Source organism: Pseudomonas sp. HD6422 (assembly GCF_025377065.1).
In the GTDB taxonomy this organism is placed as follows: domain Bacteria; phylum Pseudomonadota; class Gammaproteobacteria; order Pseudomonadales; family Pseudomonadaceae; genus Aquipseudomonas; species Aquipseudomonas putida_U.
Map to the genome: position 1 here is coordinate 71,850 of NZ_JAHWIW010000015.1, position 24,012 is coordinate 95,861.

17 protein-coding genes are annotated in these 24,012 nt (G+C 64.9%); 8 read left to right on the forward strand and 9 right to left on the reverse strand.

Annotation, left to right across the window (positions count from 1 at the left end; all coding sequences use genetic code 11):
• Positions 1 to 48: 48 nt before the first annotated feature.
• From accC to KY379_RS13065, 5 genes are all read right to left on the reverse strand, one after another.
• Entirely contained in the window at positions 49 to 1,404 is a 1,356-nt protein-coding gene (gene accC, locus KY379_RS13045) for an acetyl-CoA carboxylase biotin carboxylase subunit (RefSeq protein WP_070090425.1), read from the reverse strand.
• Positions 1,405 to 1,421: 17 nt separating this feature from the next.
• Complete coding sequence (gene accB, locus KY379_RS13050; RefSeq protein ID WP_063911098.1) at positions 1,422 to 1,886, reverse strand: acetyl-CoA carboxylase biotin carboxyl carrier protein; 465 nt, start codon at positions 1,884 to 1,886, stop codon at positions 1,422 to 1,424.
• Positions 1,887 to 1,986: 100 nt separating this feature from the next.
• Entirely contained in the window at positions 1,987 to 2,439 is a 453-nt protein-coding gene (gene aroQ / locus KY379_RS13055) for a type II 3-dehydroquinate dehydratase (protein WP_008093086.1), read from the reverse strand.
• A 179-nt stretch (positions 2,440 to 2,618) separates the two neighbouring features.
• A complete protein-coding gene (locus KY379_RS13060; RefSeq protein WP_133324515.1) occupies positions 2,619 to 4,397 on the reverse strand; it encodes a protein-disulfide reductase DsbD in 1,779 nt (592 codons plus the stop codon).
• Positions 4,398 to 4,619: 222 nt separating this feature from the next.
• On the reverse strand, positions 4,620 to 6,857 hold the full coding sequence (locus KY379_RS13065; protein ID WP_409977269.1) for a methyl-accepting chemotaxis protein: 2,238 nt from the start codon (positions 6,855 to 6,857) through the stop codon (positions 4,620 to 4,622).
• Between KY379_RS13065 and KY379_RS13070 the strand changes: the two genes are divergently transcribed.
• The 4 genes from KY379_RS13070 (at position 6,856) to speA (ending at position 11,143) form a co-directional block, all read left to right on the forward strand.
• Positions 6,856 to 7,923: a DUF2333 family protein gene (locus KY379_RS13070; protein ID WP_133324511.1), complete on the forward strand. Its 1,068-nt coding sequence runs from the start codon at positions 6,856 to 6,858 to the stop codon at positions 7,921 to 7,923. The two genes, KY379_RS13065 and KY379_RS13070, sit on opposite strands and share 2 nt — an antisense overlap.
• A gap of 2 nt (positions 7,924 to 7,925) precedes the next feature.
• Positions 7,926 to 8,462: an NUDIX hydrolase gene (locus KY379_RS13075; RefSeq protein ID WP_133324509.1), complete on the forward strand. Its 537-nt coding sequence runs from the start codon at positions 7,926 to 7,928 to the stop codon at positions 8,460 to 8,462.
• 242 nt (positions 8,463 to 8,704) lie between these two features.
• A complete protein-coding gene (locus KY379_RS13080) occupies positions 8,705 to 9,076 on the forward strand; it encodes a translation initiation factor Sui1 (RefSeq protein WP_133324507.1) in 372 nt (123 codons plus the stop codon).
• A 153-nt stretch (positions 9,077 to 9,229) separates the two neighbouring features.
• On the forward strand, positions 9,230 to 11,143 hold the full coding sequence (speA, locus tag KY379_RS13085) for an arginine decarboxylase (protein WP_133324505.1): 1,914 nt from the start codon (positions 9,230 to 9,232) through the stop codon (positions 11,141 to 11,143).
• Positions 11,144 to 11,243: 100 nt separating this feature from the next.
• Here speA and KY379_RS13090 read toward each other — a convergent pair whose 3' ends face one another.
• Positions 11,244 to 12,578 carry an MATE family efflux transporter gene (locus KY379_RS13090; protein WP_261238882.1) on the reverse strand — a complete coding sequence of 445 codons (1,335 nt, stop codon included), beginning with the start codon at positions 12,576 to 12,578 and terminating at the stop codon, positions 11,244 to 11,246.
• Between the two features lie 155 nt (positions 12,579 to 12,733).
• On the opposite strand from KY379_RS13090, the gene KY379_RS13095 reads away from it, so the two are divergent.
• Positions 12,734 to 17,629, forward strand: a complete 4,896-nt coding sequence (locus tag KY379_RS13095) for an alpha-2-macroglobulin family protein (RefSeq protein WP_261238884.1) — start codon at positions 12,734 to 12,736, stop codon at positions 17,627 to 17,629.
• A 62-nt stretch (positions 17,630 to 17,691) separates the two neighbouring features.
• Here the strand turns inward: KY379_RS13095 and KY379_RS13100 are convergent, their stop codons facing one another.
• Positions 17,692 to 17,985 carry a hypothetical protein gene (locus KY379_RS13100; protein WP_133324499.1) on the reverse strand — a complete coding sequence of 98 codons (294 nt, stop codon included), beginning with the start codon at positions 17,983 to 17,985 and terminating at the stop codon, positions 17,692 to 17,694.
• Positions 17,986 to 18,062: 77 nt separating this feature from the next.
• Between KY379_RS13100 and pbpC the strand changes: the two genes are divergently transcribed.
• Complete coding sequence (gene pbpC / locus KY379_RS13105) at positions 18,063 to 20,414, forward strand: peptidoglycan glycosyltransferase PbpC (RefSeq protein WP_133324497.1); 2,352 nt, start codon at positions 18,063 to 18,065, stop codon at positions 20,412 to 20,414.
• 93 nt (positions 20,415 to 20,507) lie between these two features.
• The gene (locus KY379_RS13110) at positions 20,508 to 22,178 is read left to right on the forward strand and encodes a ShlB/FhaC/HecB family hemolysin secretion/activation protein (protein ID WP_261238888.1); all 1,671 of its coding nucleotides are present in this window, start codon (positions 20,508 to 20,510) and stop codon (positions 22,176 to 22,178) included.
• Here KY379_RS13110 and KY379_RS13115 read toward each other — a convergent pair.
• Both KY379_RS13115 and KY379_RS13120 read right to left on the reverse strand, forming a co-directional pair.
• Positions 22,167 to 22,571 (reverse strand): response regulator, encoded by a 405-nt coding sequence (locus KY379_RS13115; RefSeq protein WP_133324493.1) that lies wholly within the window; start codon positions 22,569 to 22,571, stop codon positions 22,167 to 22,169. The genes KY379_RS13110 and KY379_RS13115 overlap by 12 nt on opposite strands.
• 42 nt (positions 22,572 to 22,613) lie before the next feature.
• Positions 22,614 to 22,802, reverse strand: coding sequence for a Flp family type IVb pilin (locus tag KY379_RS13120; RefSeq protein ID WP_133324491.1), 189 nt, complete (start codon positions 22,800 to 22,802; stop codon positions 22,614 to 22,616).
• 282 nt (positions 22,803 to 23,084) lie between these two features.
• Here KY379_RS13120 and cpaB point away from each other — a divergent pair, with 282 nt between their 5' ends.
• Positions 23,085 to 24,011: a Flp pilus assembly protein CpaB gene (gene cpaB, locus KY379_RS13125; RefSeq protein ID WP_261238894.1), complete on the forward strand. Its 927-nt coding sequence runs from the start codon at positions 23,085 to 23,087 to the stop codon at positions 24,009 to 24,011.
• Position 24,012: the final 1 nt, after the last annotated feature.

Here is a 24,012-nt window from a genome sequence, read left to right on the forward strand (position 1 = left end):
CCGGCACCAGGGCGGGGTTTTTCCATGGATCACATCACGCTAACGCGATCACTCCTGGTTGGCCAGTTTGTGCTCGAGGTAGTGGATGTTGACGCCGCCTTTGCAGAAACCTTCATCACGCACCAGATCCCGGTGCAGTGGGATGTTGGTCTTGATGCCGTCGACGACGATCTCGTCCAGGGCGTTGCGCATGCGCGCCATGGCTTCGTCGCGGTCCTTGCCGTAGGTGATCAGCTTGCCGATCAGCGAGTCGTAGTTCGGCGGAACCGAGTAACCGCTGTACAGGTGCGAATCGACACGAACGCCGTTGCCGCCCGGAGCGTGGAAGTGCTTGACCTTGCCTGGGCTCGGAATGAACTTCTTCGGGTCCTCGGCGTTGATCCGGCACTCCAGCGAGTGACCACGGATGACCACGTCTTCCTGACGGATCGACAGCTTGTTGCCAGCGGCGATGCTGAGCATCTCCTTGACGATGTCGATACCGGTGACCATTTCCGACACCGGGTGCTCAACCTGCACGCGGGTGTTCATCTCGATGAAGTAGAAACGGCCGTTCTCGTACAGGAATTCGAAGGTGCCGGCACCGCGATAGCCGATCTCGATGCACGCGTCCACGCAACGCTTGAAGACTTCCTGGCGGGCCTTCTCGTCGATGCCGGGTGCCGGTGCTTCTTCCAGGACCTTCTGGTGACGACGCTGCAGCGAGCAGTCACGGTCGCCCAGGTGGATGGCGTTGCCTTGGCCGTCGGACAGCACCTGCACTTCCACGTGACGTGGGTTGGTCAGGAACTTCTCCAGGTAGACCATCGGGTTGCCGAAGGCAGCGCCGGCTTCGGTGCGGGTGAGCTTGGCCGAGGCGATCAGGTCCTCTTCCTTGTGCACCACGCGCATGCCGCGACCACCACCGCCACCGGCGGCCTTGATGATCACCGGGTAGCCGACGTCACGGGCGATCGCCAGGGCGACCTCTTCGTCTTCCGGCAGCGGGCCATCGGAGCCCGGTACGGTCGGTACGCCCGACTTGATCATGGCGTCCTTGGCCGAAACCTTGTCGCCCATCAGGCGAATGGTGTCGGCTTTCGGGCCGATGAAGGCGAAACCGGATTTTTCCACCTGTTCGGCGAAGTCGGCGTTTTCCGCGAGGAAACCGTAACCCGGGTGGATGGCGGTGGCACCTGTCACTTCGGCGGCAGCGATGATCGCCGGGATGTGCAGGTAGGAATCCTTGGACGATGCAGGGCCGATGCAGACCGACTCGTCTGCCAGGCCCAGGTGCATCAGTTCACGGTCGGCCGTGGAGTGCACGGCGACGGTCTTGATACCCAGTTCTTTGCAGGCACGCAGGATCCGCAGGGCAATTTCCCCGCGGTTGGCGATCAGGACTTTTTCGAGCTTCCCAGACATCGTTGGCTCTCCGCGATTCAAACGATGGTGAACAGCGGCTGGTCGAACTCAACCGGCTGACCGTCTTCGACCAGGATGGCGTCGATGACACCGCCGACATCGGCTTCGATGTGGTTCATCATCTTCATCGCTTCGACGATGCACAGGGTGTCGCCTTTCTTCACGCTCTGGCCAACTTCAGCGAAGTTCGGCGAGGTCGGCGAAGGTTTGCGGTAGAAGGTACCGACCATTGGCGAACGGATCACGGTGCCTTTCAGCGCAGGGGCGGCGGCAGCGGCTTCGGCGGCTGGAGCAGCGGCGGCGGCGACAGGTGCGGCGACGGGTGCTGCAGCGACCGGAGCCGGCGCGAAGTACTGCTGGGCAGCTGGGGTCTTGCTGTGGCGGCTGATACGGACCGACTCTTCGCCTTCCTTGATCTCCAGTTCGTCGATGCCAGACTCTTCCAGCAGTTCGATCAGTTTCTTGACTTTACGGATATCCATTAATCATCAACTCCCAAGGTTCGGTCAGGGGGCGTAATTGAAAACGTGTTCAGAACGTTTCGCTCGAACCTCGGCCCACCTGGGCCAAGGTCTCTAATCATCAGGGCTGTGCGTTGGCAGCCAGTTGTTCCAGCGCGGACTCCAGGGCCAGGCGGTAACCGCTGGCGCCCAAGCCGCAGATCACCCCTACTGCAACATCGGAAAAGTAGGAGTGATGACGGAACGGTTCGCGTTTGTGCACGTTGGACAGGTGCACTTCGATGAATGGGATGCTCACCGCAAGCAATGCGTCACGTAATGCGACGCTTGTGTGGGTGAAAGCAGCCGGATTGATCAGGATGAAGTCCACACCCTCGTTACGTGCTGCGTGGATACGGTCGATCAGTTCGTACTCGGCATTGCTCTGCAAATACTGCAGATGGTGGCCGGCGGCGCGGGCGCGCTGCTCCAGGTCCTGGTTGATCTGGGCCAGGGTCACGGCGCCGTAGTGGCCCGGTTCGCGGGTACCTAGCAGGTTGAGGTTGGGGCCGTGAAGCACCAGTAGGGTTGCCATCTGCGGATTCCTTGGATTTGTAGGGCAATTCGACACAGCGCGGCGAGTGTGCCGTAAAGCGACGGCAAGTGTCCAGTTCCCGGCAATAGCCTGCACGATAACCGAGGTTCGCGCGAAGTATGTGACCAAATGTTTAGATCTGGTCACTCACTGCCCGGTTTTTACCGGCACGCGGGAAGTTATAGACCGAGTTTGCCGCGTACGCGCGTGAGAATCTGCGCGAATTCGCCGGCGTTTATCTCGCCAATCACCCGATCGGCGGTCATTTCGCTGCCGTTCGCGGCAAAGAAAAGCAGCGCGGGCGGCCCGAACAACTGGTAGCGGTCGAGCAGGGCACGCTGCTGGGCATTGCTCTCGGTGATGTCGAAGCGCAGCAGCTTGAACGCGGCAAGCTGCGGCTGCACTTGAGCGGCATTGAGGACTTCATGCTCGATGACTTTGCAACTGATGCACCAGTCGGCGTACCAGTCGAGCAACACCGGCTGGCCGGCGGTCTTGGCCTGGGCCAGCGCAGCATCGAGGGCGGCAGGAGTGGTGATGGTCTGCCAGGCTCCGATCGTGGTGGCAGGGCTGGCGGCGGGGTTGGCGACGACGGGCGCTGGCAGTGGGCGCAGCGGGTCGCCTTGGCCGCTAAGGGCGCCGTACCAGCAGGCCAGGGCGTACACCAGCAGGGCCAGGCCAAGCAATTGCGCCAGGCGCTGGCGCGGTGCCTTGGGCACGAACTCCAGCGCGCCGAGGAACAACGCCACGCCAGCAGCCAGCAGGCCTACCAGCAGCAGCGTCAGCGGCCCTGGCAGCACGCGGCTGAGCAGGCCGATGGCCAGGCCCAGCAGCAACACCCCGATGGCATTTTTCACGGTGTTCAGCCACGGCCCGCTGCGTGGCAGCCAGGCGGCGCCGCCGGTGGCCACCAGCAGCAGCGGGGCGCCCATGCCCAAGCCCAGGGCGAACAGCTTGAGGGCGCCGCCGAGGGCGTCGCCGCTGGCGCTGATGTACAGCAGTGCCCCGGCCAGTGGCGCCGAGACGCACGGCGAGACCAGCAGACTGGACAACACCCCCAAGACCGCCGCACCGAGCAGTGAGCCACCCTGGGTACGGTTGGCGAGGCGGTCCAGGCGGTTGCTCAAGGCCTGCGGCAGCTTGAGCTCGAACAGCCCGAACATGGCCAGCGCGAACACCACGAAGAACAGGGCGAAAGGCACCAGCACCCAGGCCGACTGCAACCGTGCCTGCAGGTTGAGGCTGGCGCCGAAGACGCCCATCAAGGCACCAAGCACGGCGAACGAAGCGGCCATCGGCAGCACGTAGGCCAGCGACAGGCTGAGCCCGCGCCAGCCACCGACCTGGCCGCGCAGCACCACACCGGAAAGGATGGGCAGCATCGGCAGCACGCAGGGGGTGAAGGTCAGGCCGACGCCGGCCAGGAAGAACAGCAGCAGCGAGCGCCAGTTCCAGGCCGTGCCCGTACCGCTGTCGGCGCCACTCCCGCTGCCGGGAATGGCCAGTCGCTCGGTTTCCGGCGGGTAGCACAGGCCTTTGTCGGCGCAGCCCTGATAACTCACCAGCAGGGTGAAGGCGCGCGAATCCTCAGGCTTGCGTGGCAGTTCGATGTCCACCACGCCGTGGTACACCTCGACGTCGCCGAAGAACTCGTCGTGCTTGGCCTCGCCCTTGGGAATGACCGGCGCGCCGAGGGCGATGTCGGTAGGATCGCTGTTGAAATGGAAGCGGTGGCGATACAGGTAGTAGCCATCGGTGGCGACGAAACGCAACTTGATGGTCTGGGCGTCGGCCTGCACCAGGCTGAGCTTGAACGCTTCGTGGACCGGCAGGAAGTCAGCATCGTTGGCCAGCGAAGCGGCCCCGAGGGTGGCGCTGGGGCGGTTCTCGAGCAGGCTTCCGGTAGCGAAGGCAGGGCTGGCCAGGAGCAGGAACAGCAGGAAAAACAGGCGGCGCATGGCGGACTCGCGAGGTGGAACGTGCCGGGCATGATAGCGGAGTTGACGGTGCTTGGCAGGGGGGCGGGGCGCGTGGCGACACATGGCCGCTGGCTGGATGTTGTCTGAGCCGGCCCTTTCGCGGGACAAGCCCGCTCCCACAGGTACACCGCCAACTTCAGCAACGATGGAAATCCTGTGGGAGCGGGCTTGTCCCGCGAAAGGGCCGGCTCAGACAAACGCTCAAACCCTGAAGGCCCCCACTGCCTGGCTCAACTCACCCCCCAGGCTCAGCAACCGTTCGCCTTGCTCACGCCCCTCGCCGATGCGCTGCAGATTGTCCTCCCCCAGCACATGTATTCGCTCACTGTGGCCGCGGATCTCGCTCACCGCCCCGGATTGCTGCGCGGTGACATCGGCGATGCGCACGGCGGTATCGGAGATGGTGCGGATGGCATTGACGATTTCATCCAGCGCGCCATCTGCTGCCTGGGCCTGGCTGGCGGTGCTCTGGGCATGTTCGAGCTGATTCCGCATGCCGCTGACCGACTCCCGTGCGGCCTGCTGCAGGCGGTCGATCAACGACTGGATCTCTCCTGTGGCGCCGGTGGTGCGCTGAGCCAGCGAACGCACTTCATCGGCCACCACGGCGAAGCCTCGGCCGCTCTCACCGGCGCGTGCCGCTTCGATGGCGGCATTCAATGCCAGCAGGTTGGTCTGTTCGGCGATCGAGCGGATCACCGTCAGGACGCCGCCGATGGTGGCCGATTCTTCGGCCAATTGCTCGATCAAGCGTGCGTTGCCTTGCACTTCATCGACCAGTTCGCGCAACCCGGCCAAGCTCTGCCCGATCACCGTCTGGCCCTGTTCCACAGCGCGCCCGGCATCGCGACTGGCATCGGCGGCGGCGCTGGCGTCGCCGGCCACCTGTTGAATGGTCGCCTCCAGTTCGCCCAGGGCATCGCGGATCTGCCCGGTGTCGCCCGCCTGGCGTTGGGCGCCGTCGTGCAAGGCGGCGCTCATCCCGGCCAAGGCCCGGCTGCTACCGGCGACCTGCCCGGCGTTATGGCGCAGGGTGGCGACCAGCTCCACCAGGTACTGACGCAGGCGGTTGAGCGACGCCTGGATCTCACGCAGTTCACGGTTGGTCCGCCCCAGGGCGATGGGGGCGGCGAAATCGCCTTCGGCCCAGCGCGACAAGGCCGGCGCCAGGCTGGTCAGGGTGTGCGCCAGGCGCCGCTGGAGCGTGTCGATAAGCAGGGCGATGAAAAGGATCACACCGATCATCAGACCCTGCATCAGCCGCACTTCACCGGCGATCCGTGCATGCTGGGCGCGCACTTCCGGTTCCAGGGCGGCGATGGCCTGGCGTACGGCATCCAGGCGTTGGTTGGCGCTGGCAGCCAGGGCCGTGCGGCGTTCGATCTGTTCACGGGTGCGCTGGAGTTCGGCAGGGTAGCGGGTGAGCAGGCTCTGCAGTTCGCGTTTGAGGCTCACCGCGATGTCCTCCTGCTGGGCGCTGCCCTCGGTCTGCAAGCCCATCATGGCGGCGAAATCGTCGGCGTTGGATTCGGCGGCGCGGGTCACCCCGAGCAGCGGAAGGTTTTCGATGACCTCGGCCTGGCTACGGATCAGGTGCAGTTCTCGCTCGACTTCCTCAGCCAGCTCCGCCCGCCCGTTGCTGACCAACTTGTCACGGGCCAGCGAAAGACGGCCCAGGTGCACCGTGGCGTCCAACAGCGGCGGCAGATAGCGGTTGGCTTCAGGGCTGGCGCTGTCACGCGCGTAGCCGGACAGTTGCTCGAGGTTCGCCCCCAGCTCTCGCTCGGCCTGCAGCAACAGCGCCTGAGGGTCGCCGGCCAGTTTGCCGGCAGCCAGCAGTTCATTGCCGGTGAAGGCCTGCAGGCTGTCCAGGCTCGGGGCCAGTTTGCCTGCCAATGCCTCGGGCCAGTCGGCGAGTGACGCCTTGAGCTGCTGGTTGGCGTCGAGCGCGGCAGCATGACGCAGGGCATCGCCGCTGCCCAGGTAGGCTTGGACGTTGCGCACCGAGCCGTTCTGGAACTGTTGCGACAAGCTCAGGTAGCGCTCCATCAGTTGATAGGGGCGCTCCAGTGCCTTCTGCGACCACCACAACGTCACGCCCAAGGCGATACATACGGTAACCAGCAACAGGGTATTGAGATTGGTCAGCCACTTCAGGCGCATAGCCGCGAACTTCCTGCCGGGAGCTTGGAGATAGGCGCCTGAAGTTATGGCGGTTTTGTGACCGGGTGATGACGAGAAAGGCTGTATAGCGGAAAAAGTGGCATTCTGCCCGCATTGGTCGGGCTGGCGCTTTATTGCGCCATCTGGCGGATCGTCGCTTATACCTATGACAGTGTCTGCTTTATAGTGCAGCGTTATGGGCGCGCCGTGGCACCCTGGCACAGGCCTGTGGTCCAAGCCCCACAACCGTCGTGACTGAATTAAGGACAACGCCATGCTGGACTGGAAAAACCGCGAGGCCAAAGCCGAGCCGCGCGAGCGCGTCGATGGCCGAGGGGCCGCTGCCCGTAGCTATCTTGGTGGTCTCTGGAGCCGTGCCCTGGGCACGCTGATCGGCCTGTACCTGCTGGTGTGCATCGGCCTTGGCTGGTACTGGAGCGAGGAGCCCGACCTGTTCCCGGTGCAGCAGAACGCCCAGGCTGCGGCCGAGCGCAACAGCCAGCAGATGGTGGTGGGCTACACCACCATCGAAACCCTCAAGACCGTGGCCCAGACCCTGCTGAACAAGCCAGGTGGCTATATCTCCAACGACCGCTTCCCACCCGGCATCTGGATGGACAACATGCCGAGCTGGGAGTACGGCGTGCTGGTGCAGGTGCGCGACCTGTCGCGTGCGTTGCGCAAGGACTTCGCCCGTTCCCAGTCGCAGTCCACCGAGGACGCCGACCTGGCCAAGGCCGAGCCGCGCTTCAACTTCGACAACAAGAGCTGGATCCTGCCGTCGAGCGAGTCGGAATTCGAAGAGGGCATCAAGTCGCTGAGCCGTTACCAGTCGCGTCTCGCTGCTGGCGACAAGGGTGCGATCTTCTATACCCGCGCCGACAACCTGAACAACTGGCTGGGTGACGTTGCCACCCGCTTGGGCTCGCTGTCCCAGCGTCTGTCGGCCAGCGTTGGCCGGGTCAAGCTCAATACCACGCTCAAGACCGAGTCGGTAGCCGCCGGCCAGGCCCCGCAAGTGGACGAGCAAGTGGTCGAAACGCCGTGGCTGCAGATCGATAACGTGTTCTACGAGGCCCGCGGCCAGGCGTGGGCATTGTCCCATCTGCTGCGCGCCATCGAAGTGGACTTCGCCGATGTGCTGGCCAAGAAGAATGCTACGGTCAGCGTGCGCCAGATCATCCGTGAGCTCGAGGCTTCCCAGGAGCCGCTGTGGAGCCCGATGGTCCTCAACGGCAGCGGCTTCGGCATGTGGGCCAACCACTCGCTGGTGATGGCCAATTACATTTCCCGAGCCAACGCCGCGGTCATCGACCTGCGCCAGTTGCTGTCGCAAGGTTGAGCATGACCATTCACCCCGCCGAGGCTGCCCACCGGGCGGCTTCGGACCGCGAACGGGTGGCCTGGGTGGACGAGGCCGATCAGGTGCTCGGCGCGCTGCCCAGGGCCGAACTGCGCGAACGTGGCTTGATCGGCCGATGCACGTTCATCCTGCTGTTCAACGGCGCGGGCGAACTCTGCGTGCATCGGCGTACCTTGAGCAAGGCCCTGTATCCGGGTTACTGGGATGTCGCGGCCGGGGGGATGGTGGCGGCTGGGGAGGCTTACACCGACTCGGCGCGGCGGGAGCTGGCCGAAGAGCTGGGGATCGAAGGTGTCGAGCTGACCTTTCATGAGCGCTTCTATTTCGATCAGCCGGATAATCGCCTGTGGTGCGCGGTGTATTCGGCTGTGTCGGATGCACCCCTGCGCCTGCAACCCGAAGAAGTGATGGAGGCAAGGTTCGTCAGCTTGGCGCAGGTTGAGCGGGAGAGCCTGGAAAAACCCTATTGTCCGGACTCGTTGGCGGCATTGCAGCGGTATAAGGCAAGCTTGGGGTAATCGTGCTGGCTGTGCTCCCAGGCTCCTACGCAGTAGGGTGCAGTGGGTTCACGGGGATTGGGTCGCAAAACATTCGCAAAATGGCGCATTCCAGTACTTAGCAATCACACCAATTACCGTTACACTGCGCGCCCTTTTCGGGCTGTCGCATGTCGTGCGGCAGTAGCGCCGCCCCTGCCAGAGTGGGGCTTCGCGGTCGGCACCTGTCGACCAGTTTTTGTCCTCAGCGCAGAGGATCAAAAGTGGCCAAGAAAGCTTCTTCCTTCGCCGCCCTTGGCGGTCTCGTTTACTCCACCGATAGCGGTCGGCACTGCCCCGATTGCGGCCAGCCGGTGGACGCCTGTATCTGCAAACAGCAGGTCATCCCCGAAGGTGATGGCATCGCCCGCGTACGCCGCGAGAGCAAAGGCCGTGGCGGCAAGACCGTGACCACGGTCACCGGTGTTCCGCTGCCTCTGGACCAGCTCAAGGAGCTGGCCAGCACACTCAAACGCCGTTGCGGCACCGGGGGTGCACTGAAGGACGGCGTGATCGAGATCCAGGGCGATCATGTCGACCTGTTGATCGGCGAGCTGACCAAACAGGGATTCAAGGCGAAAAAGTCCGGTGGCTGAAGTCAGCCGCGCGTTTTCGCCCAGCACTTTCTAAACTCGTTCCCGTGGGCAGGGTCTATGACTGCACAGGGATGAATCGTCACTTTTCGCTTCTACACTGCGCCCACCACCGTGCCGGGGGCAGTGTCTTCGACTTATTCATGGGGGACTTGAATGTCCGTACGACGTACACGCAAAGACGATGGTAGCCAGTGGACCGTGGCCGACAGCCGCAGCGTTTATGGTATCCGCCATTGGGGCGCTGGTTATTTCGCCATCAATGAGGCCGGGCGCGTCGAAGTGCGCCCCAATGGCCCGGACAGCGCCCCGATCGACCTCTACGAGCAGGTCGACCAACTGCGTCAGAGCGGTCTTTCGTTGCCGCTGCTGGTGCGCTTCCCGGATATCCTGCAGGACCGTGTGCGCCAGCTGACGGGGGCGTTCGACGCCAACATCGCCCGCCTGGAATACCAAAGCCAATACACCGCTCTGTACCCGATCAAGGTCAACCAGCAGGAAGCGGTGGTGGAGAACATCATTGCCACGCAGAACGTGTCGATCGGCCTGGAGGCAGGCTCCAAGCCGGAGCTGCTGGCGGTCCTGGCGTTGGCGCCCAAAGGCGGCACCATCGTCTGCAACGGCTACAAGGACCGTGAGTTCATCCGCCTGGCGCTGATGGGCCAGAAGCTCGGTCACAACGTGTTCATCGTCATCGAGAAGGAGTCCGAAGTCGCTCTGGTGATCGAGGAGGCCGCCGAGCTCAAGGTCAAGCCGCAGGTCGGCTTGCGCGTGCGCCTGTCGTCGCTGGCTTCGAGCAAGTGGGCCGACACCGGTGGCGAAAAGTCCAAGTTCGGCCTGTCCGCCGCGCAGTTGATTTCGGTGGTGCAGCGTTTCCGTGACGCTGGCCTGGATCAAGGCATCCGTCTGCTGCACTTCCACATGGGCTCGCAGATCGCCAACCTGGCCGACTACCAACACGGCTTCAAGGAAGCCATTCGCTATTACGGCGAGCTGCGTGCGTTGGGTCTGCCGGTCGATCACATCGACGTGGGCGGTGGTCTGGGCGTTGACTACGACGGCACCCACTCGCGCAATGCAAGCTCGATCAACTACGACATGGACGACTATGCCGGGGTGGTCGTGGGCATGCTCAAGGAGTTCTGTGATGCCCAGGGCTTGCCGCATCCGCACATCTTCTCTGAAAGCGGCCGTTCGCTGACCGCGCACCATGCCATGCTGGTGATTCAGGTCACCGACGTCGAGAAGCACAACGACGAGGTGCCCACCATCGAGAACAAGGAAGCCCTGCCGCAAACCGTGCAGTGGCTGGTCGACCTGTTGGGACCGACCGACATCGAGATGGTCACCGAGACCTACTGGCGTGCCACCCATTACCTGGGCGACGTGGCGGCGCAGTATGCCGATGGCAAGATCACCCTGGCCGAGAAAGCCCTGGCCGAGCAGTGCTATTTCGCCGTCTGCCGTCGCCTGCACAATTCGCTGAAGGCCCGCCAGCGCTCGCACCGCCAGGTGCTGGATGAGCTCAACGACAAGCTCGCCGACAAGTACATCTGCAACTTCTCGGTGTTCCAGAGCCTGCCCGATACCTGGGCCATCGGCCAGGTACTGCCGATCATTCCGCTGCACCGCCTGAATGAAGAGCCGCTGCGCCGTGCGGTGCTGCAGGACCTGACCTGCGATTCCGACGGCAAGATCAACCAGTACGTCGATGAGCAGAGCATCGAGACCAGCATGCCGGTACATGCCGTCAACGAAGGTGAGGACTACCTGCTGGGCGTGTTCCTGGTCGGTGCGTACCAAGAGATCCTCGGCGACATGCACAATCTGTTCGGTGACACCGACTCGGTGAACATCTACCAGAATGCCGATGGCAGCGTGTACCACGCCGGTATCGAGACCCACGACACCATCGAGGACATGCTGCGCTATGTGCACCTGTCGCCGGAGGAGCTGATGACTCACTACCGCGACAAGGTGGCCAGCGCCAAGATCAGCGCCCGCGAGCGGACCCAGTTCCTCGATGCCCTGCGCCTGGGGCTGACGCGTTCCTCCTACCTGTCGTCCTGAGTGGGGTGTTTTCGTCGCGACGACTTTGCTGGGTTTGAGATCGAGCGCCGCGCGGGCGGCGCTCGATCTCTGCCGCCCCAAAAACCGCAAGCAGGCCCAGTCAACCCACCCACAGCCCTCGCTGCTGCAACCGCCACCCCACCCACCCCAGCGTCATCGCCCGCAACCCCATGAAGCCGAGAAACGCCAGCCATAGTCCATGGTTGCCGAATCCGCTCATCAGCCACGCCACTGGCAGCGCGATCAGCACCGACACCAACATCGCATTGCGCATCTCCCGTGCCCGCGTGGCACCGATGAACAACCCGTCCAACAAGTAGCTCCACACCGCGATCAACGGCAGCATGGCGAGGTATGGCAGGTACGGGTAGGCCGCGGCGCGTACGCTGTCGATATCGGTCTGCAGGTCGATGAACAGGTGTCCGCCGAGCAGGAAAAGGCCCGCGAAGCCAAGGCTGGTGATCAGCGACCAGCCACCGGCAACCACCAGCGAGCGGCGTAAGGTGATGCGTTCGCCAGCACCGATGGCATGGCCGCACAATGCCTCGACGGCATGGGCCAGGCCATCGAGGGCATAGGCGGTGAGCAACAGCCCGTTGAGCAGCAGGGCGTTGGCCGCCACGGTGGCCTCGCCCAGGCGCGCACCCTGTACGGTGATGGCCAGGAACACCAACTGCAGCGCCAGACTGCGCAGGAAGATGTCGCGGTTCACCGCCAGCAGAGGGCGCCAGGCCTGCCAGCGCTTGAGCGCAGCCCAGGCGACCTGCCCAGGATAGGCGCGCAGCGCCGGGCGAGTCAGGGCCAAGCCCAGCAAGGCGGCGCTCCACTCGGCTATCACCGAGGCCCGTGCCGAACCCAGCACCCCCCAGTCCAGCCCCAGCACGAACCAGAGGTTGAGTGCGATGTTCAACAGATTGGTGGTCAGCAGGATCGCCAGCGGCGCCCGGGCGTTCTGGGTACCGAGGAACCAGCCGACCAAGGCGTAACTGGCCAGTGCCGCCGGCAGGCCGAGCAGGCGCGTGTGGAAAAAGGCCTCGGTGGACTGCTGCAGCGCCGCGCTCGGTTGCATGGCATGCAATGCCAACTGGCTGAAGGGCAGGGCCAGCAGACCGATCAACAGGCCCAGGCCAGTCGCCAGCAATAGCCCTTGCGCCAGTACCTGACGCAGCGCAGCGCCATCGCTGCGCCCGGCCGCCTGGGCGGCGAAACCGGTCGACCCCATGCGCAGAAAGCCCAGCAGACCGACCATGAAAGTGAACAGGGTGGCGCCCACCGCCACGGCGCCCAATTGGTGGGCATGGGGCAGATGGCCGATGACGGTGCTGTCGACCAGCGCCACCAATGGCACCGAAATGTTGGAAAGGATCATCGGCGCGGCCAGCGCCCAGACCCTGCGGTGGGTGGGGCGGTCGCGCCAGTCGGTTAACACGGGCATGGTCGTTCCTGTTTCGAGGCAGACCGCATTGTAGCGGCCCTGGCAACCTCTGCGTGCGAACGCGGTCTCATTCGTCGGCCAGGCGCGGGTATCGCGTCGGCCGTTACGTTATAGTTGCTGCCTTCATCGACACGCTGCCCAAGAGTTCCTACTCCATGTTCAACAAAGGATTGTTGCTGGCCTGCGCGCTGGCGTTGCTCAGTGCATGTGACTCTTCCACCCCTGACAAGCCGGAGCCTGCGCAAAAGCCTGCCGCCAGTGCTGCCGCGCCCGCGCCCAAACACGAAGACCCGGCGCTGCTGGCCAAGCGTTACGCGGGCCGTGAGCTGAGCGTGGTGGATGTCTCGGAGGTGCAGATCGACGGCGCCAGCGCCCTGTCGGTCAGCTTCTCGGCGCCGCTGGAAGCCGACCAGGACTTCGCCGCCCGCGTGCACCTGGTGGATACCGTCAAAGGCAAGCTCGACGGCGCCTGGGAGCTGTCCGACAACCAGATGGAACTGCGCATGCGTCACCTGGAACCGCAGCGCAAGCTGGTGCTGACCGTCGACAAGGGCCTGCGTGCGGTCAATGGCCAGCAACTGGCCGCCGAGTCGATCAGCCGCTTGGAAACCCGGGACATGCAGCCGACCGTCGGCTTCGCCAGCCGTGGTTCGTTACTGCCTACGCGCTTGGCCGAAGGGCTGCCGGTCATTGCCCTGAACGTCGCCAAGGTCGATGTCGAGTTCTTCCGGGTCAAGCCAGACATGCTCTCGAGCTTCCTCGCCAACTGGGGCCGCAACAGCAGCCTGTACTACTACCAGTCGAAAGAGACTCTGCAGATGGCCGATCTGGTCTACAGCGGCCGCTTCGACCTCAATCCGGCGCGCAATACCCGCGAGACCGTGCTGCTGCCGATCGCCGGCATCAAGCCGCTGCAGGAGCCAGGCGTGTACCTGGCGGTGATGCGGGCATCGGGCACCTATGATTACTCGCAGCCTGCCACGCTGTTCACCCTGAGCGACATCGGCGTCTCGGCCCACCGCTACCGCGACCGTATCGACGTGTTCGCCCAGGCCCTGGAAGGCGGCAAGGCACTCAAGGACGTCAAGATCGAGTTGCATGACGCCAAGGGCAAGCTGCTGGCCCAGGCCAGCACCGATGGCGCCGGCCATGCGCAGCTACCGATCACCGCCAAGGCCGATACCTTGATCGCCACCCAAGGCGTGCACACCACGTTGCTGCGACTGAACAGCGCCGCCCTTGACCTTGCCGAGTTCGACATCACCGGCCCTCAGGCCAATCCGTTGCAGTTCTTCATCTTCGGCCCGCGCGACCTTTACCGTCCAGGCGAGACGGTGCTGCTCAACGGCCTGCTGCGCGACCAGGACGGCAAGCCGGTCAAGGCCCAGCCGGTCAATGTGGAAGTGCGTCGCCCCGATGAGCAGGTGAGCCGCAAGTTCGTCTGGGAAGCCGATGCCAACGGCCTGTTCCAGTACCAACTGCAATTGGCCGGCGAGGCCCCCACCGGGCGTTGGCAACTGCTGCTCGACCTGGGGGGTGGGCGCAAGCAGGTGTACGAATTCCTGGTCGAGGACTTCCTTCCCGAGCGCTTGGCATTGGAACTCAAAGGCAGCGCCAAGCCGCTGTCGCCCGAGCAGAATGCCCGCATCCAGGTCACGGGTCGTTACCTCTATGGCGCTCCGGCTGCCGGCAACCGCCTTAGCGGCCAGGCCTATGTGCGCCCGCTGCGTGAAGCGGTGCCGGCCCTGCCGGGCTACCAGTTCGGTGCGGTCACCGAGACCGATCTGAACCAGGATCTGGAGCTGGACGAAGTCACCCTCGACCAGGCCGGCAAGGCCGTGCTGAACATCGAAAGCCGTTGGGCCGAGGCGCGTTCGCCGTTGCAACTGACCGTGCAGGCCAGCCTGCAGGAATCCGGTGGGCGGCCGATCACCCGCCGCCTCGAGCAACCGATCTGGCCTGCCGAGCGGCTCCCGGGACTGCGTGGCCTGTTCGACGGTGAGGAAACCGACAGCGACGGACCGGTGGAATTCGAGTTCCTGGTGGCTGATCGCGAGGGTCACAAGCTCGCTGCCGACGAACTCAAGGTGCGCTTGGTCCGCGAGCGCCGCGACTACTACTGGAACTACTCCGACAGCGACGGCTGGAGTTACAACTACAACGAGAAATTCCTCACCCAGAGCGAGCAGACCGTCAGCGTCAACGCCGGCTCCACGGCCAAGCTCACCTTCCCCGTGGAGTGGGGCCCGTACCGCGTCGAGGTCGAAGATCCCGAGACCGGGCTGGTGTCCAGCGAGCGCTTCTGGGCAGGCTACCGCGTCCAGGACAACGCCGAAGGCGGCGCCGTGCGCCCTGACCAGGTCAAGCTGGCGCTCGATCAACCAGCCTACGTCGATGGCGCCACCGCCAAGGTCACCGTGACCCCGCCGGCGGCCGGCAGCGGCTACCTGATGATCGAGTCCAGCGATGGCCCATTGTGGTGGGAGGAAATCGACGTGCCAGCCGAAGGCAAGACCTTCGAGGTGCAGCTGGACAAGCAGTGGGCCCGGCATGACCTGTACATAAGCGCCCTGGTGATTCGCCCGGGCGAGCGCAAGGCCAATGCCACGCCCAAGCGTGCCGTGGGCGTGCTGCACCTGCCGCTGGCCCGTGCCGACCGCAAGCTCGCGCTCAGCCTGCAGGCACCGGAGAAGATGCGTCCGAAGCAACCGCTGACGGTTCGCTTCAAGGCCGCCAACGCCGACGGCAGCATTCCCAAGCACGTGCATGTGCTGTTGTCCGCCGTGGACGTGGGCATCCTCAACATCACCGACTTCAAGACCCCTGACCCGTTCGCCAGCCTGTTCGGGCGCAAGGCCTACGGCGCCGATCAACTCGACATCTACGGCCAACTGATCGAAGCCGGCCAGGGCCGCCTGGCCAGTCTGGCGTTCGGCGGTGACGCGGCCATGGCCAAGGGCGGCAAGCGCCCCAACACCACGGTGAACATCGTCGCCCGGCAGAGCGTACCGGTGACCCTGAACGAGCAAGGTGAAGGACAGGCGACGGTGGACATTCCTGACTTCAACGGCGAGCTGCGCTTGATGGCCCAGGCCTGGACCGATGAGCACTTCGGCATGGCCGAAGGCAAGACGGTGGTCGCCGCGCCGCTGATTGCCGAGCTGTCGGCGCCGCGCTTCCTCGCCGGTGGTGATCGCACCAACCTGGCGCTGGACCTGGCCAACCTGTCTGGTCGCGCGCAACAACTCAACGTCGACGTCAGTACCGAGGGCCAGCTGAGTCTGGCCGACAGCGCTCGACAGGCTGTCACCCTGGGCGAAGGCCAGCGCAGCACACTGCTGATTCCGGTGCAGGCCGAGGGTGGCCTGGGGCAGGGCAAGGTGCACGTGCGCGTCACCGGCCTGCAATTACCCGGCGAGCCCACCGGTGTATTCGAGCGCGAGTGGACCTTGGGCGTGCGTCCGGCCTACCCGGCGATGCTCAAGCACTACCGCGTGGCCCTCAAGGAGCAGCCATGGTCGCTGCCTGAGGGTGACCTGGCGGCGTTCGAACCGGCCGGCCTGGAGGCCAGCCTGGCCTTGTCCAGTCGACCGCCGTTGAACCTCGCCGAGCAGATCCGTGCCCTCGAAGCCTACCCCTACGGCTGTCTGGAGCAGACCACCAGCGGACTCTATCCGTCGTTGTACGCCGATGCCGAAAGCCTCAAGCGCCTGGGTATCAAGGGCGAGCCGGCCGAGGTGCGCAAGCGCAAGATCGAAATGGGCATCGAACACCTGCTGGGCATGCAACGCTACAACGGCAGCTTCGGTCTGTGGAGTTCGGACAGCGAAGAGGAGTACTGGTTGACCGCCTATGTCACCGACTTCCTGCTACGCGCACGCGACCAGGGTTATGGCGTGCCGGCCGAAGCCTTGAAGAAGGCCAACGAGCGCCTGCTGCGTTATCTGCAGGAGCGCAACCTGATCGAAGTCGACTACAGCGAGAACGCCGAGCACACCCGCTTTGCCGTGCAGGCCTATGCTGCACTGGTGCTTGCGCGAAGCCAGCAGGCGCCGCTGGGAGCGTTGCGCAGCCTGTTCGAGCGCCGTGCCGACGCGCGCTCCGGCCTGCCGTTGGTGCAGCTGGCAGTAGCGCTGGACAAGATGGGCGACAAGCCACGTTCGCAACAGGCCCTGCAAGCTGGTTTGGGCATCGCCCGCAGCAAGGGCTGGATGGCCGACTACGGCAGCAGCCTGCGTGACCAGGCGTTGATCCTGGCGCTGCTACAGGAAAACAACTTGGCCAGCGGCCAGGTCGACCAGCGCCTGTTCGCGCTCTCCGACGAACTGGCGGCCAACCGTTGGCTGTCGACCCAGGAGCGCAATGCCCTGTACCTGGCCGGTCGTGGCCTGCTCGGCAAGCCCGAAGGGCAGTGGCAGGCGCGCCTGGACAGTGCCGGCGAAGTGCGCGTGCTGAACAATGCCGAGTCCGGCCTGAAGCTCGAAGGGCCGTTGTTGGCGTCGCCGCTGAGCATACAGAACGAAAGCGGCGAGACGCTCTACCAGCAACTGACGCTGTCGGGCTATCCGCGCCAGGCGCCGGCGGCCATGGGCAACGGCATGGAAATTCGTCGCGAGTACCTGGGCATGAACGGGCAGGCGCTGGACCTGCACAACCTGCGCAGCGGCGATCTGGTCCTGGTGCACCTGGCGCTCAAGTCTCAAGAGCGGGTGCCGGACGCCCTGGTCGTCGACCTGCTGCCGGCGGGCCTGGAACTGGAAAACCAGAACCTGGCACAGAGCGCGGCCAGTCTGGACAACGCCAGCAACGCGGTGAAGCAGTGGCGCGAGTCGATGCAGAACGCCAGCGTGGTGCACCAGGAATACCGTGACGACCGTTACGTGGCGGCGCTCAAGCTCGATGGTTACGGCACCACCCACCTGCTGTACCTGGCCCGTGCGGTGACACCTGGCACTTATCGCGTGCCGCCGCCGCAGGTCGAGTCGATGTACCGGCCGAACCTGCAGGCCGTGGGTGATGGGCAGGGAGAGATGACGGTCAGAGCGCGCTGAGGCGAAAGCTGCAAGCTACAAGCGAAGCAGAACGCGTTTCTTGCAGCTTGCAGCTTGCGGCTTCAGTGAATGACCCAGCTCATCACCCACAACCCCAGCACCAGCCAGATGATCCCGGCGATGATCGAGGCACGCATGAAGGCGCGGATGGCCGAGTACAGCAGCAACAGGCCGATGATCAGGGCCAGGATGCTGATCAGTGAGGTGTCCATGCCCAGCGTACGGGCCAGGCCGTCGATGAAATTGCCCCCGGCGTTGGCCAGCAGGTTGAATAACCCGCTAAAGACATCGACGATGAAGCGGATCAACGACCCTAGTGCCTGACCAAGCCACTCGAAAAAACCTTCTACATGCATAGTTGCTTCCTGATAGACGAATCGGCGCGGTTGCCGTTCCCAAGCCTTTGGCCATCACCTGGCCGGGTCGGTTCCCGATGCCAAGCTTAGCCCGCCCGCGTACGCGCATGGGCAAGTGCTTGCGCACCGCGACCCTGGGTCTGCTGCTGACGCTTGGCTTGCTGTGGCTGGCTGACCGACTCTGGCCGTTGCCGCTGCCGGGCGATGACTTGGCGCGAGTGGTGCTGGCCGAGGACGGCACACCCCTGTGGCGTTTCGCCGACGCCGACGGCGTATGGCGCTATCCGATCAGCCCCGACGAGGTTTCGCCGTTGTACCTGCAGGCCCTGCTGACCTACGAGGACCGCTGGTTCTACCAGCACCCCGGGGTCAACCCGCTGGCCCTGGTGCGCGCCGCCTGGCTCAACCTGCGGGGCGGGCGTGTAGTGTCCGGTGGCAGCACGTTGTCGATGCAGGTAGCGCGTCTGCTCGATCCCCACGACCGGACCCTGGCGGGCAAGCTGCGTCAGTTGTGGCGCACGTTGCAACTGGAATGGCACTTGTCCAAGCGCGACATCCTCCAGCTGTACCTCAATCGCGCCCCCTTCGGTGGAACGTTGCAGGGCGTGGCGGCGGCCAGCTGGGCATACCTGGGCAAGTCGCCACGTCACCTCACCCCTGCCGAAGCCGCATTGCTCGCGGTGTTGCCCCAGGCGCCCAGTCGCTTGCGCCCGGACCGCCACCCCGAACGCGCCCAGCGCGCCCGCGACAAGGTATTGCAACGCCTGGACGAGTATCAGGTATGGCCGGCCAGACAAATCGCCGAGGCCCGCGAGGAACCCTTGCTTCTGGCGCCACGCCAGGAGCCGGCACTGGCCCCGTTGCTGGCGCGTCGGCTGAACACCCCCGCTAGCCCACCGCTGATCCGCACCACCCTGGATGCATCGTTGCAGCGGCGCCTGGAAGACCTGCTGCTGGGCTGGCGTGCGCGCCTGCCCGAGCGCACGTCGGCGGCGATCCTGGTGGTCGATGCACAGAGCATGGCGGTGCGCGCCTACCTCGGTTCGGTCGATCTCACCGATGCGCGCCGTTTCGGTCATGTCGACATGGTGCGTGCGCTGCGTTCGCCCGGCTCGACGCTCAAGCCGTTCCTCTATGGCCTGGCCATGGACGATGGGCTGATCCACTCCGAGTCGTTGTTGCAGGATGTGCCACGTCGTTATGGCGACTACCGGCCCGGCAATTTTTCGATGGGCTTCAGCGGCCCGGTATCGGCCAGCTCGGCACTGGCGCTGTCGCTCAACCTGCCGGCGGTGCAGTTGCTCGAGGCCTATGGTCCGAAGCGCTTCGCTGCGCAGATGCGCATGGCCGGCGTGCCACTGGCATTGCCGCCGCTCGCAGAGCCTAACCTGTCGTTGATTCTCGGCGGCGCCGGTAGCCGTCTGGAAGATCTGGTCGGCGGTTATGCAGCGCTGGCCCGTGCTGGCCAGAGTGCCCAGGTGCGCCTGCAACCGCAGGACCCGTTGGTGCAGCGACGGCTGATGTCGCCGGGAGCGGCGTGGATCGTTCGACGCATCCTCAGTGGCCAGGCGCGACCGGACCGTGACCCCCATGCCGAGTTGGTGCAGCGACCGCAGCTGGCCTGGAAGACTGGCACCAGCTACGGATTTCGCGATGCCTGGTCGATCGGCGTAGGGCCGCGCTACCTGATCGGCGTGTGGATCGGCCGTCCCGACGGCACTCCGGTACCTGGCCAGTTCGGCCTGGCCTCCGCTGCACCGTTGATGCTCCAGGTGCATGACCTGCTGAGCAACCGCGACAGCCAGCGAGGTCTGAGCCCGCCTGTGGAGCAGGTTCCCGCCAGTGTCGGGGTTGCCGCGATCTGCTGGCCGTTGGGCATGCCAATGAACCGCCAGGACCCCAACTGTCGGCGTCAGCGCTTCGCCTGGACCCTTGAAGGCACCACGCCACCGACCTTGCAGGCTGCCGACCAGCCGCTCGGGCTGGGCCTGCACGAGCGGGTCTGGGTCGACGCCCAGGGCCTGCGTGTCGACGCGAGTTGCCCAGGCGCCATGGCCCGCGACATCGCGCTCTGGCCCGCGCCATTGGAACCTTGGTTGCCGCGCAGTGAACGGCGTGCGGCGCGGATGCCGGCGGTGTCCACCCACTGCCCGCCACACACAGCGCCGAGCGCGCCGCCCTTGTCGATCGTCGGCGTGCGCCCGGGCGATCACCTGCGCCGTCCGGCGCAGAGCAGCGAGCCGCTGCAATTGTATGTTTCGGCGCTGGGCGGTGGTGGGCGGCGCTGGTGGTTCCTCGACGGTCAGCCATTAGGCGAGACCGAGGCACAGGGCAACTTGCTGGTGCGCTTCGAGCGCACGGGGCAGGTCGAGCTCAGTGCCCTTGACGAAAGCGGCGAGACCGCCCGGGTGGCGTTTCAGGTCGAGTGAGACGTCGCCAATGCAGGTCGACGACCGGTGGCCCAGCGCCTAGGCTTGTGGTTGCAAGCTGTGGCATGGATGGGGCGAGCAGGGAGTGTCCGCATGCGTCAGTGGGTGGTGACCTGGTTGGCCTTGTCCTCGACCTGTGCAGCGGGCGCCGCACCGCTGCCGGCGTTCATGTCCGGCAGCGCCGATGAAAGCCTGCTACCGGCCAGCAACCTGTCCATCGATGTCTATCAGCCCGTGGGCGCCGGTCAGTTATCCTCGATTGAGGGCGTGCATCCGCGTCCGGCGCTGGACCTGAACACCCGGGTGCACCTGCGCAAGGTGCGTTTCGAGGGCGGCACGGTCTATCCGCTGAGTGACCTGCGCGAGCACTTCGAGCCTTTGCTCGGCCAGGACGTGACCGTGGCGCAGCTGGTGACCTATGTCGAACGGCTCACCCAGCGCTACCAGGAGGACGGCTACTTCTTGTCGTATGCCTACCTGGTGCCCGAGGGCCTGGCCGATGGCCGGGTCAGCGTGGTGCTGGTCGAAGGTTACGTAAGCGACTGTGAGATCCTCGGTGAGATTGGCCCCGGGGCGGCCTACCTCGAGCAGTTGCTGGGCCAGCTCAAAGCCGAGCGCCCTTTGACGCGCCAGTCCTTCGAACGCTATACCGGGCTGATCGCGCGCATCCCTGGTGTGTCCTTGCAGGCCCGGACCCTGCAACCCGGTGCCAACGAACAGGCCATGCGCCTGGTCGTCCAGGTGGCGCGCCAGTCGATCTCGGCCGGCCTCACGTTCGCCGATGGCAGCCGCGACAGCCCACAGACGTTGTTGAGCGTTGCCAGCCAGGCGCAAACACGCTTGGCCGAGCGACTCAGCGCTGCCGTGCTGGTGCCGCCTGGGCAGGACGAAGCGCATTACTGGCGGCTGGATTATGGTCAGTTCATCGATGCCCAGGGCAGCCAGATCCTGGCTTCGGCGATGCGCTATCGCAATCATTCGAGCACCCGCCTCCGTCTGAACCACGGCGGCTACGGCACCCGTGAGCGCGACAACCAGCGCTACAGCGTGGGTATCAGCCAGCCTTTGATCGTCGCCCCGGACCAATGGCTGGATGCGCGGGCGCTGTTCGAGGTGGGCAGCGATCGCAGCGATATCGAGGCAGAGGCTACCGGCCGACCTGCCCGCGATGGAACCGACCTTCGCGTGCTGGGGTTCGAGACCGATTGGCGCGAGCGCGAAGGCGGACGGCTGCGTCTGGTCAGTGGCAGCGTCCACCAGGGCCTCGACCAGTTTGGGGCGAAAGCCGATGGCCAGGCAGACCTGGATTTTCTGCGCCTGCGTCTGCTCGGTGTGCAGCGCGATGCCTGGTCGGGCAACTGGCAAGGTGTGCTGTCGGGCGCGTTGTACTGGAGCGATGACCACCTGCCGGACAGCGAGCGCGCGCCCTTCGGCGGGCAGCATTTCGGTCGAGGTTATCCGAGTGACCAGGCCGCCGGCGACAAAGGCTGGGGCCTGGCCTACGAAATCAACTACCGGGTCCACCGCGCAGGCGCCTGGTTTCCGACCTTGCAACCCTATGTGGTGCTCGACACCGCCCGTGCCTGGTTCAACCGTGGTGGCATCGAAGATGCCCGTCTGGGCTCGTTGGCCATGGGGTTGCGCGCCGGCGATGGCAAGACCTACGACCTGACCCTGGAACTGGCCAAGCCCCTGGCGGACATCGCCCTGGACAGCCTCGACCGCCAGCCTCGCCTGAGCCTGAGCGTCAGCCTACAGCTGTAGCGGCTCCCCGACCGGAGTGGGAAACAGGTTGGCGAGGGTCGCCAGCAGGCGAGCGTGGTAGATCGGCTTGCGGTACAGGTCGAGGACCTGCAGGCGCAGCAGGTCGTTGACGTCATCCAGGTCAGCCTGGCCGGAGACCACGATGACGGGCAGATGTTGGCGCTCGGTGTGGTCGCGCAGGTGCCTGATCAGATCGACGCCGCTTGCTTCCGGCATGCACAGGTCGGTGATGACGAGCACCACGTCGGGATGACGGGTGAGCGTCTGCAACGCCTGTGCTACCGATGTGGCGCAGTGGCAACAGAAACCATGGTTGTCGAGCAGCTCGGCGAGTTCGGCCAAGGCCTCTTCCTCGTCATCGACCAGCAGGATCTGATGGCGCGCTGTAGGCATACGGGCTCCTGTTGCGAGGGAGGACGATCGCGCCGTCGACGGTCAGGATTTCGGCGTGATGGCGGTCTGGATGGTGTTCATCAGGGCGGTCACCTGTTCCGAGATGGGGGTGACGAACGCCGCCAGCGCGACGGCGACCATCGCCGCGATCACGGCGTACTCGATCCCGGATGCACCTTCCTTGCTTTGCAGGAACAGCTTGCAGCGGATGTACAGCTTGGTGAGCAACATGGCACTTCTCCTTGCGCCGGGGCGCGACGTGGGGCATCGCTGGTTGATGCCTCATTGCCATCAGAGCATTGTCAAGGTTGGCGATGTCGCAATAGTAATAAGTAGCTATTCCTAAAGTATTAATGGCGATTAGCGCATCTAACTGATTGTTTTGCCAAGGCGTCAATTTCGTGGCTGAAAAAGAACGACCCGATAAGTGGCGAACCGCCGGTCTTGCGCTAACTTCTGGATGCACAATGGTTTCTTTTTGCCATCACCTATCTGGGTGTAGGGAGAGCGGTCATGAGCAGTCGCTTGACCATGGTCTTGGCGAGTGTGTTCTTTGTCGCGGCCTTGTTGGCCGGCTACTGGGGCTTGATGCTCAGTCGACCTGCGCCGGCGCCGGTAGTCGCCGCTCCGAGTGTTGCCGTCGATCCTCAGCAGCCGCCCCCGGTGGCACCTGCGCCTGTGGCCCAGCCGCACCGTTCACCGGTGGTGGTGGTGCGGCGTGCCGTGCCTGCGTACACACCGCTGACCGAAGACGACCTGTTGGTGGAGCAGTTGCAAGTGGCTCCGGCTGGAGCCTATCAACAGGTCGAGCAGGTGCTTGGACGTAGCAGCAGTCGGGCTCTGGCCGAGGGGACCTGGCTCGATGTACAGACGTTCCAGGCCGCCGGCCCGCTGGCCCGCATGATCCGTCCCAACGAGCGCGCGGTGGCGGTGGCGGTGGACGATGTGATCGGCGCCGGTGGCCAGCTGAGCCCTGGCGATTACGTCGATGTCCTGTTGTTCCTGCGCGAGGATGCCGCCAATCCACAGGCCTCGGCCCAGGTGGTGCTGCCGGCATTGCGCGTGTTGAGCGTGGATCGCCAGGTGGGTCTGGCCAACGATGGCCGCCCGGCTTTGAGCGCCCAGGAGCAACAGGACAGCCGCCGAGACGCCGTCGGCAACAATACCCGTACCGTGGCGCTGGCCGTGCCGCAGGCCTTGGCCAGCCGGCTGATGCTGGCGGCCCAGGCCGGCACCTTGCGCCTGGCGGTGCGCAGCGCCGACGAGCGTCTAGCCAGCCTGGACCCGGCCGAGCCGCTGTCGCAACGCCTCGACCGTGACCTTTATCGCTTCAATCAATTGGCCCAGGTTCCCGTGGCCAAAGCCGCTGCGCCGGGTCGGACACCCGGCATGCAGGTGATACGCGGCGCACAGACCGACACTCGCCCATCGTCCCCCTGAC

Coding starts and splice junctions, on each gene's coding strand:
- KY379_RS13095 (WP_261238884.1), top strand. CDS start 12,734: ATGTTCAACAAAGGATTGTTGCTGGCCTGCGCGCTGGCGTTGCTCAGT.
- accB (WP_063911098.1), bottom strand. CDS start 1,886: ATGGATATCCGTAAAGTCAAGAAACTGATCGAACTGCTGGAAGAGTCT.
- speA (WP_133324505.1), top strand. CDS start 9,230: ATGTCCGTACGACGTACACGCAAAGACGATGGTAGCCAGTGGACCGTG.
- KY379_RS13100 (WP_133324499.1), bottom strand. CDS start 17,985: ATGCATGTAGAAGGTTTTTTCGAGTGGCTTGGTCAGGCACTAGGGTCG.
- KY379_RS13060 (WP_133324515.1), bottom strand. CDS start 4,397: ATGCGCCGCCTGTTTTTCCTGCTGTTCCTGCTCCTGGCCAGCCCTGCC.
- KY379_RS13070 (WP_133324511.1), top strand. CDS start 6,856: ATGCTGGACTGGAAAAACCGCGAGGCCAAAGCCGAGCCGCGCGAGCGC.
- cpaB (WP_261238894.1), top strand. CDS start 23,085: ATGAGCAGTCGCTTGACCATGGTCTTGGCGAGTGTGTTCTTTGTCGCG.
- KY379_RS13120 (WP_133324491.1), bottom strand. CDS start 22,802: ATGTTGCTCACCAAGCTGTACATCCGCTGCAAGCTGTTCCTGCAAAGC.
- KY379_RS13065 (WP_409977269.1), bottom strand. CDS start 6,857: ATGGCGTTGTCCTTAATTCAGTCACGACGGTTGTGGGGCTTGGACCAC.
- pbpC (WP_133324497.1), top strand. CDS start 18,063: ATGCCAAGCTTAGCCCGCCCGCGTACGCGCATGGGCAAGTGCTTGCGC.
- KY379_RS13090 (WP_261238882.1), bottom strand. CDS start 12,578: ATGCCCGTGTTAACCGACTGGCGCGACCGCCCCACCCACCGCAGGGTC.
- KY379_RS13075 (WP_133324509.1), top strand. CDS start 7,926: ATGACCATTCACCCCGCCGAGGCTGCCCACCGGGCGGCTTCGGACCGC.
- aroQ (WP_008093086.1), bottom strand. CDS start 2,439: ATGGCAACCCTACTGGTGCTTCACGGCCCCAACCTCAACCTGCTAGGT.
- accC (WP_070090425.1), bottom strand. CDS start 1,404: ATGTCTGGGAAGCTCGAAAAAGTCCTGATCGCCAACCGCGGGGAAATT.
- KY379_RS13110 (WP_261238888.1), top strand. CDS start 20,508: ATGCGTCAGTGGGTGGTGACCTGGTTGGCCTTGTCCTCGACCTGTGCA.
- KY379_RS13115 (WP_133324493.1), bottom strand. CDS start 22,571: ATGCCTACAGCGCGCCATCAGATCCTGCTGGTCGATGACGAGGAAGAG.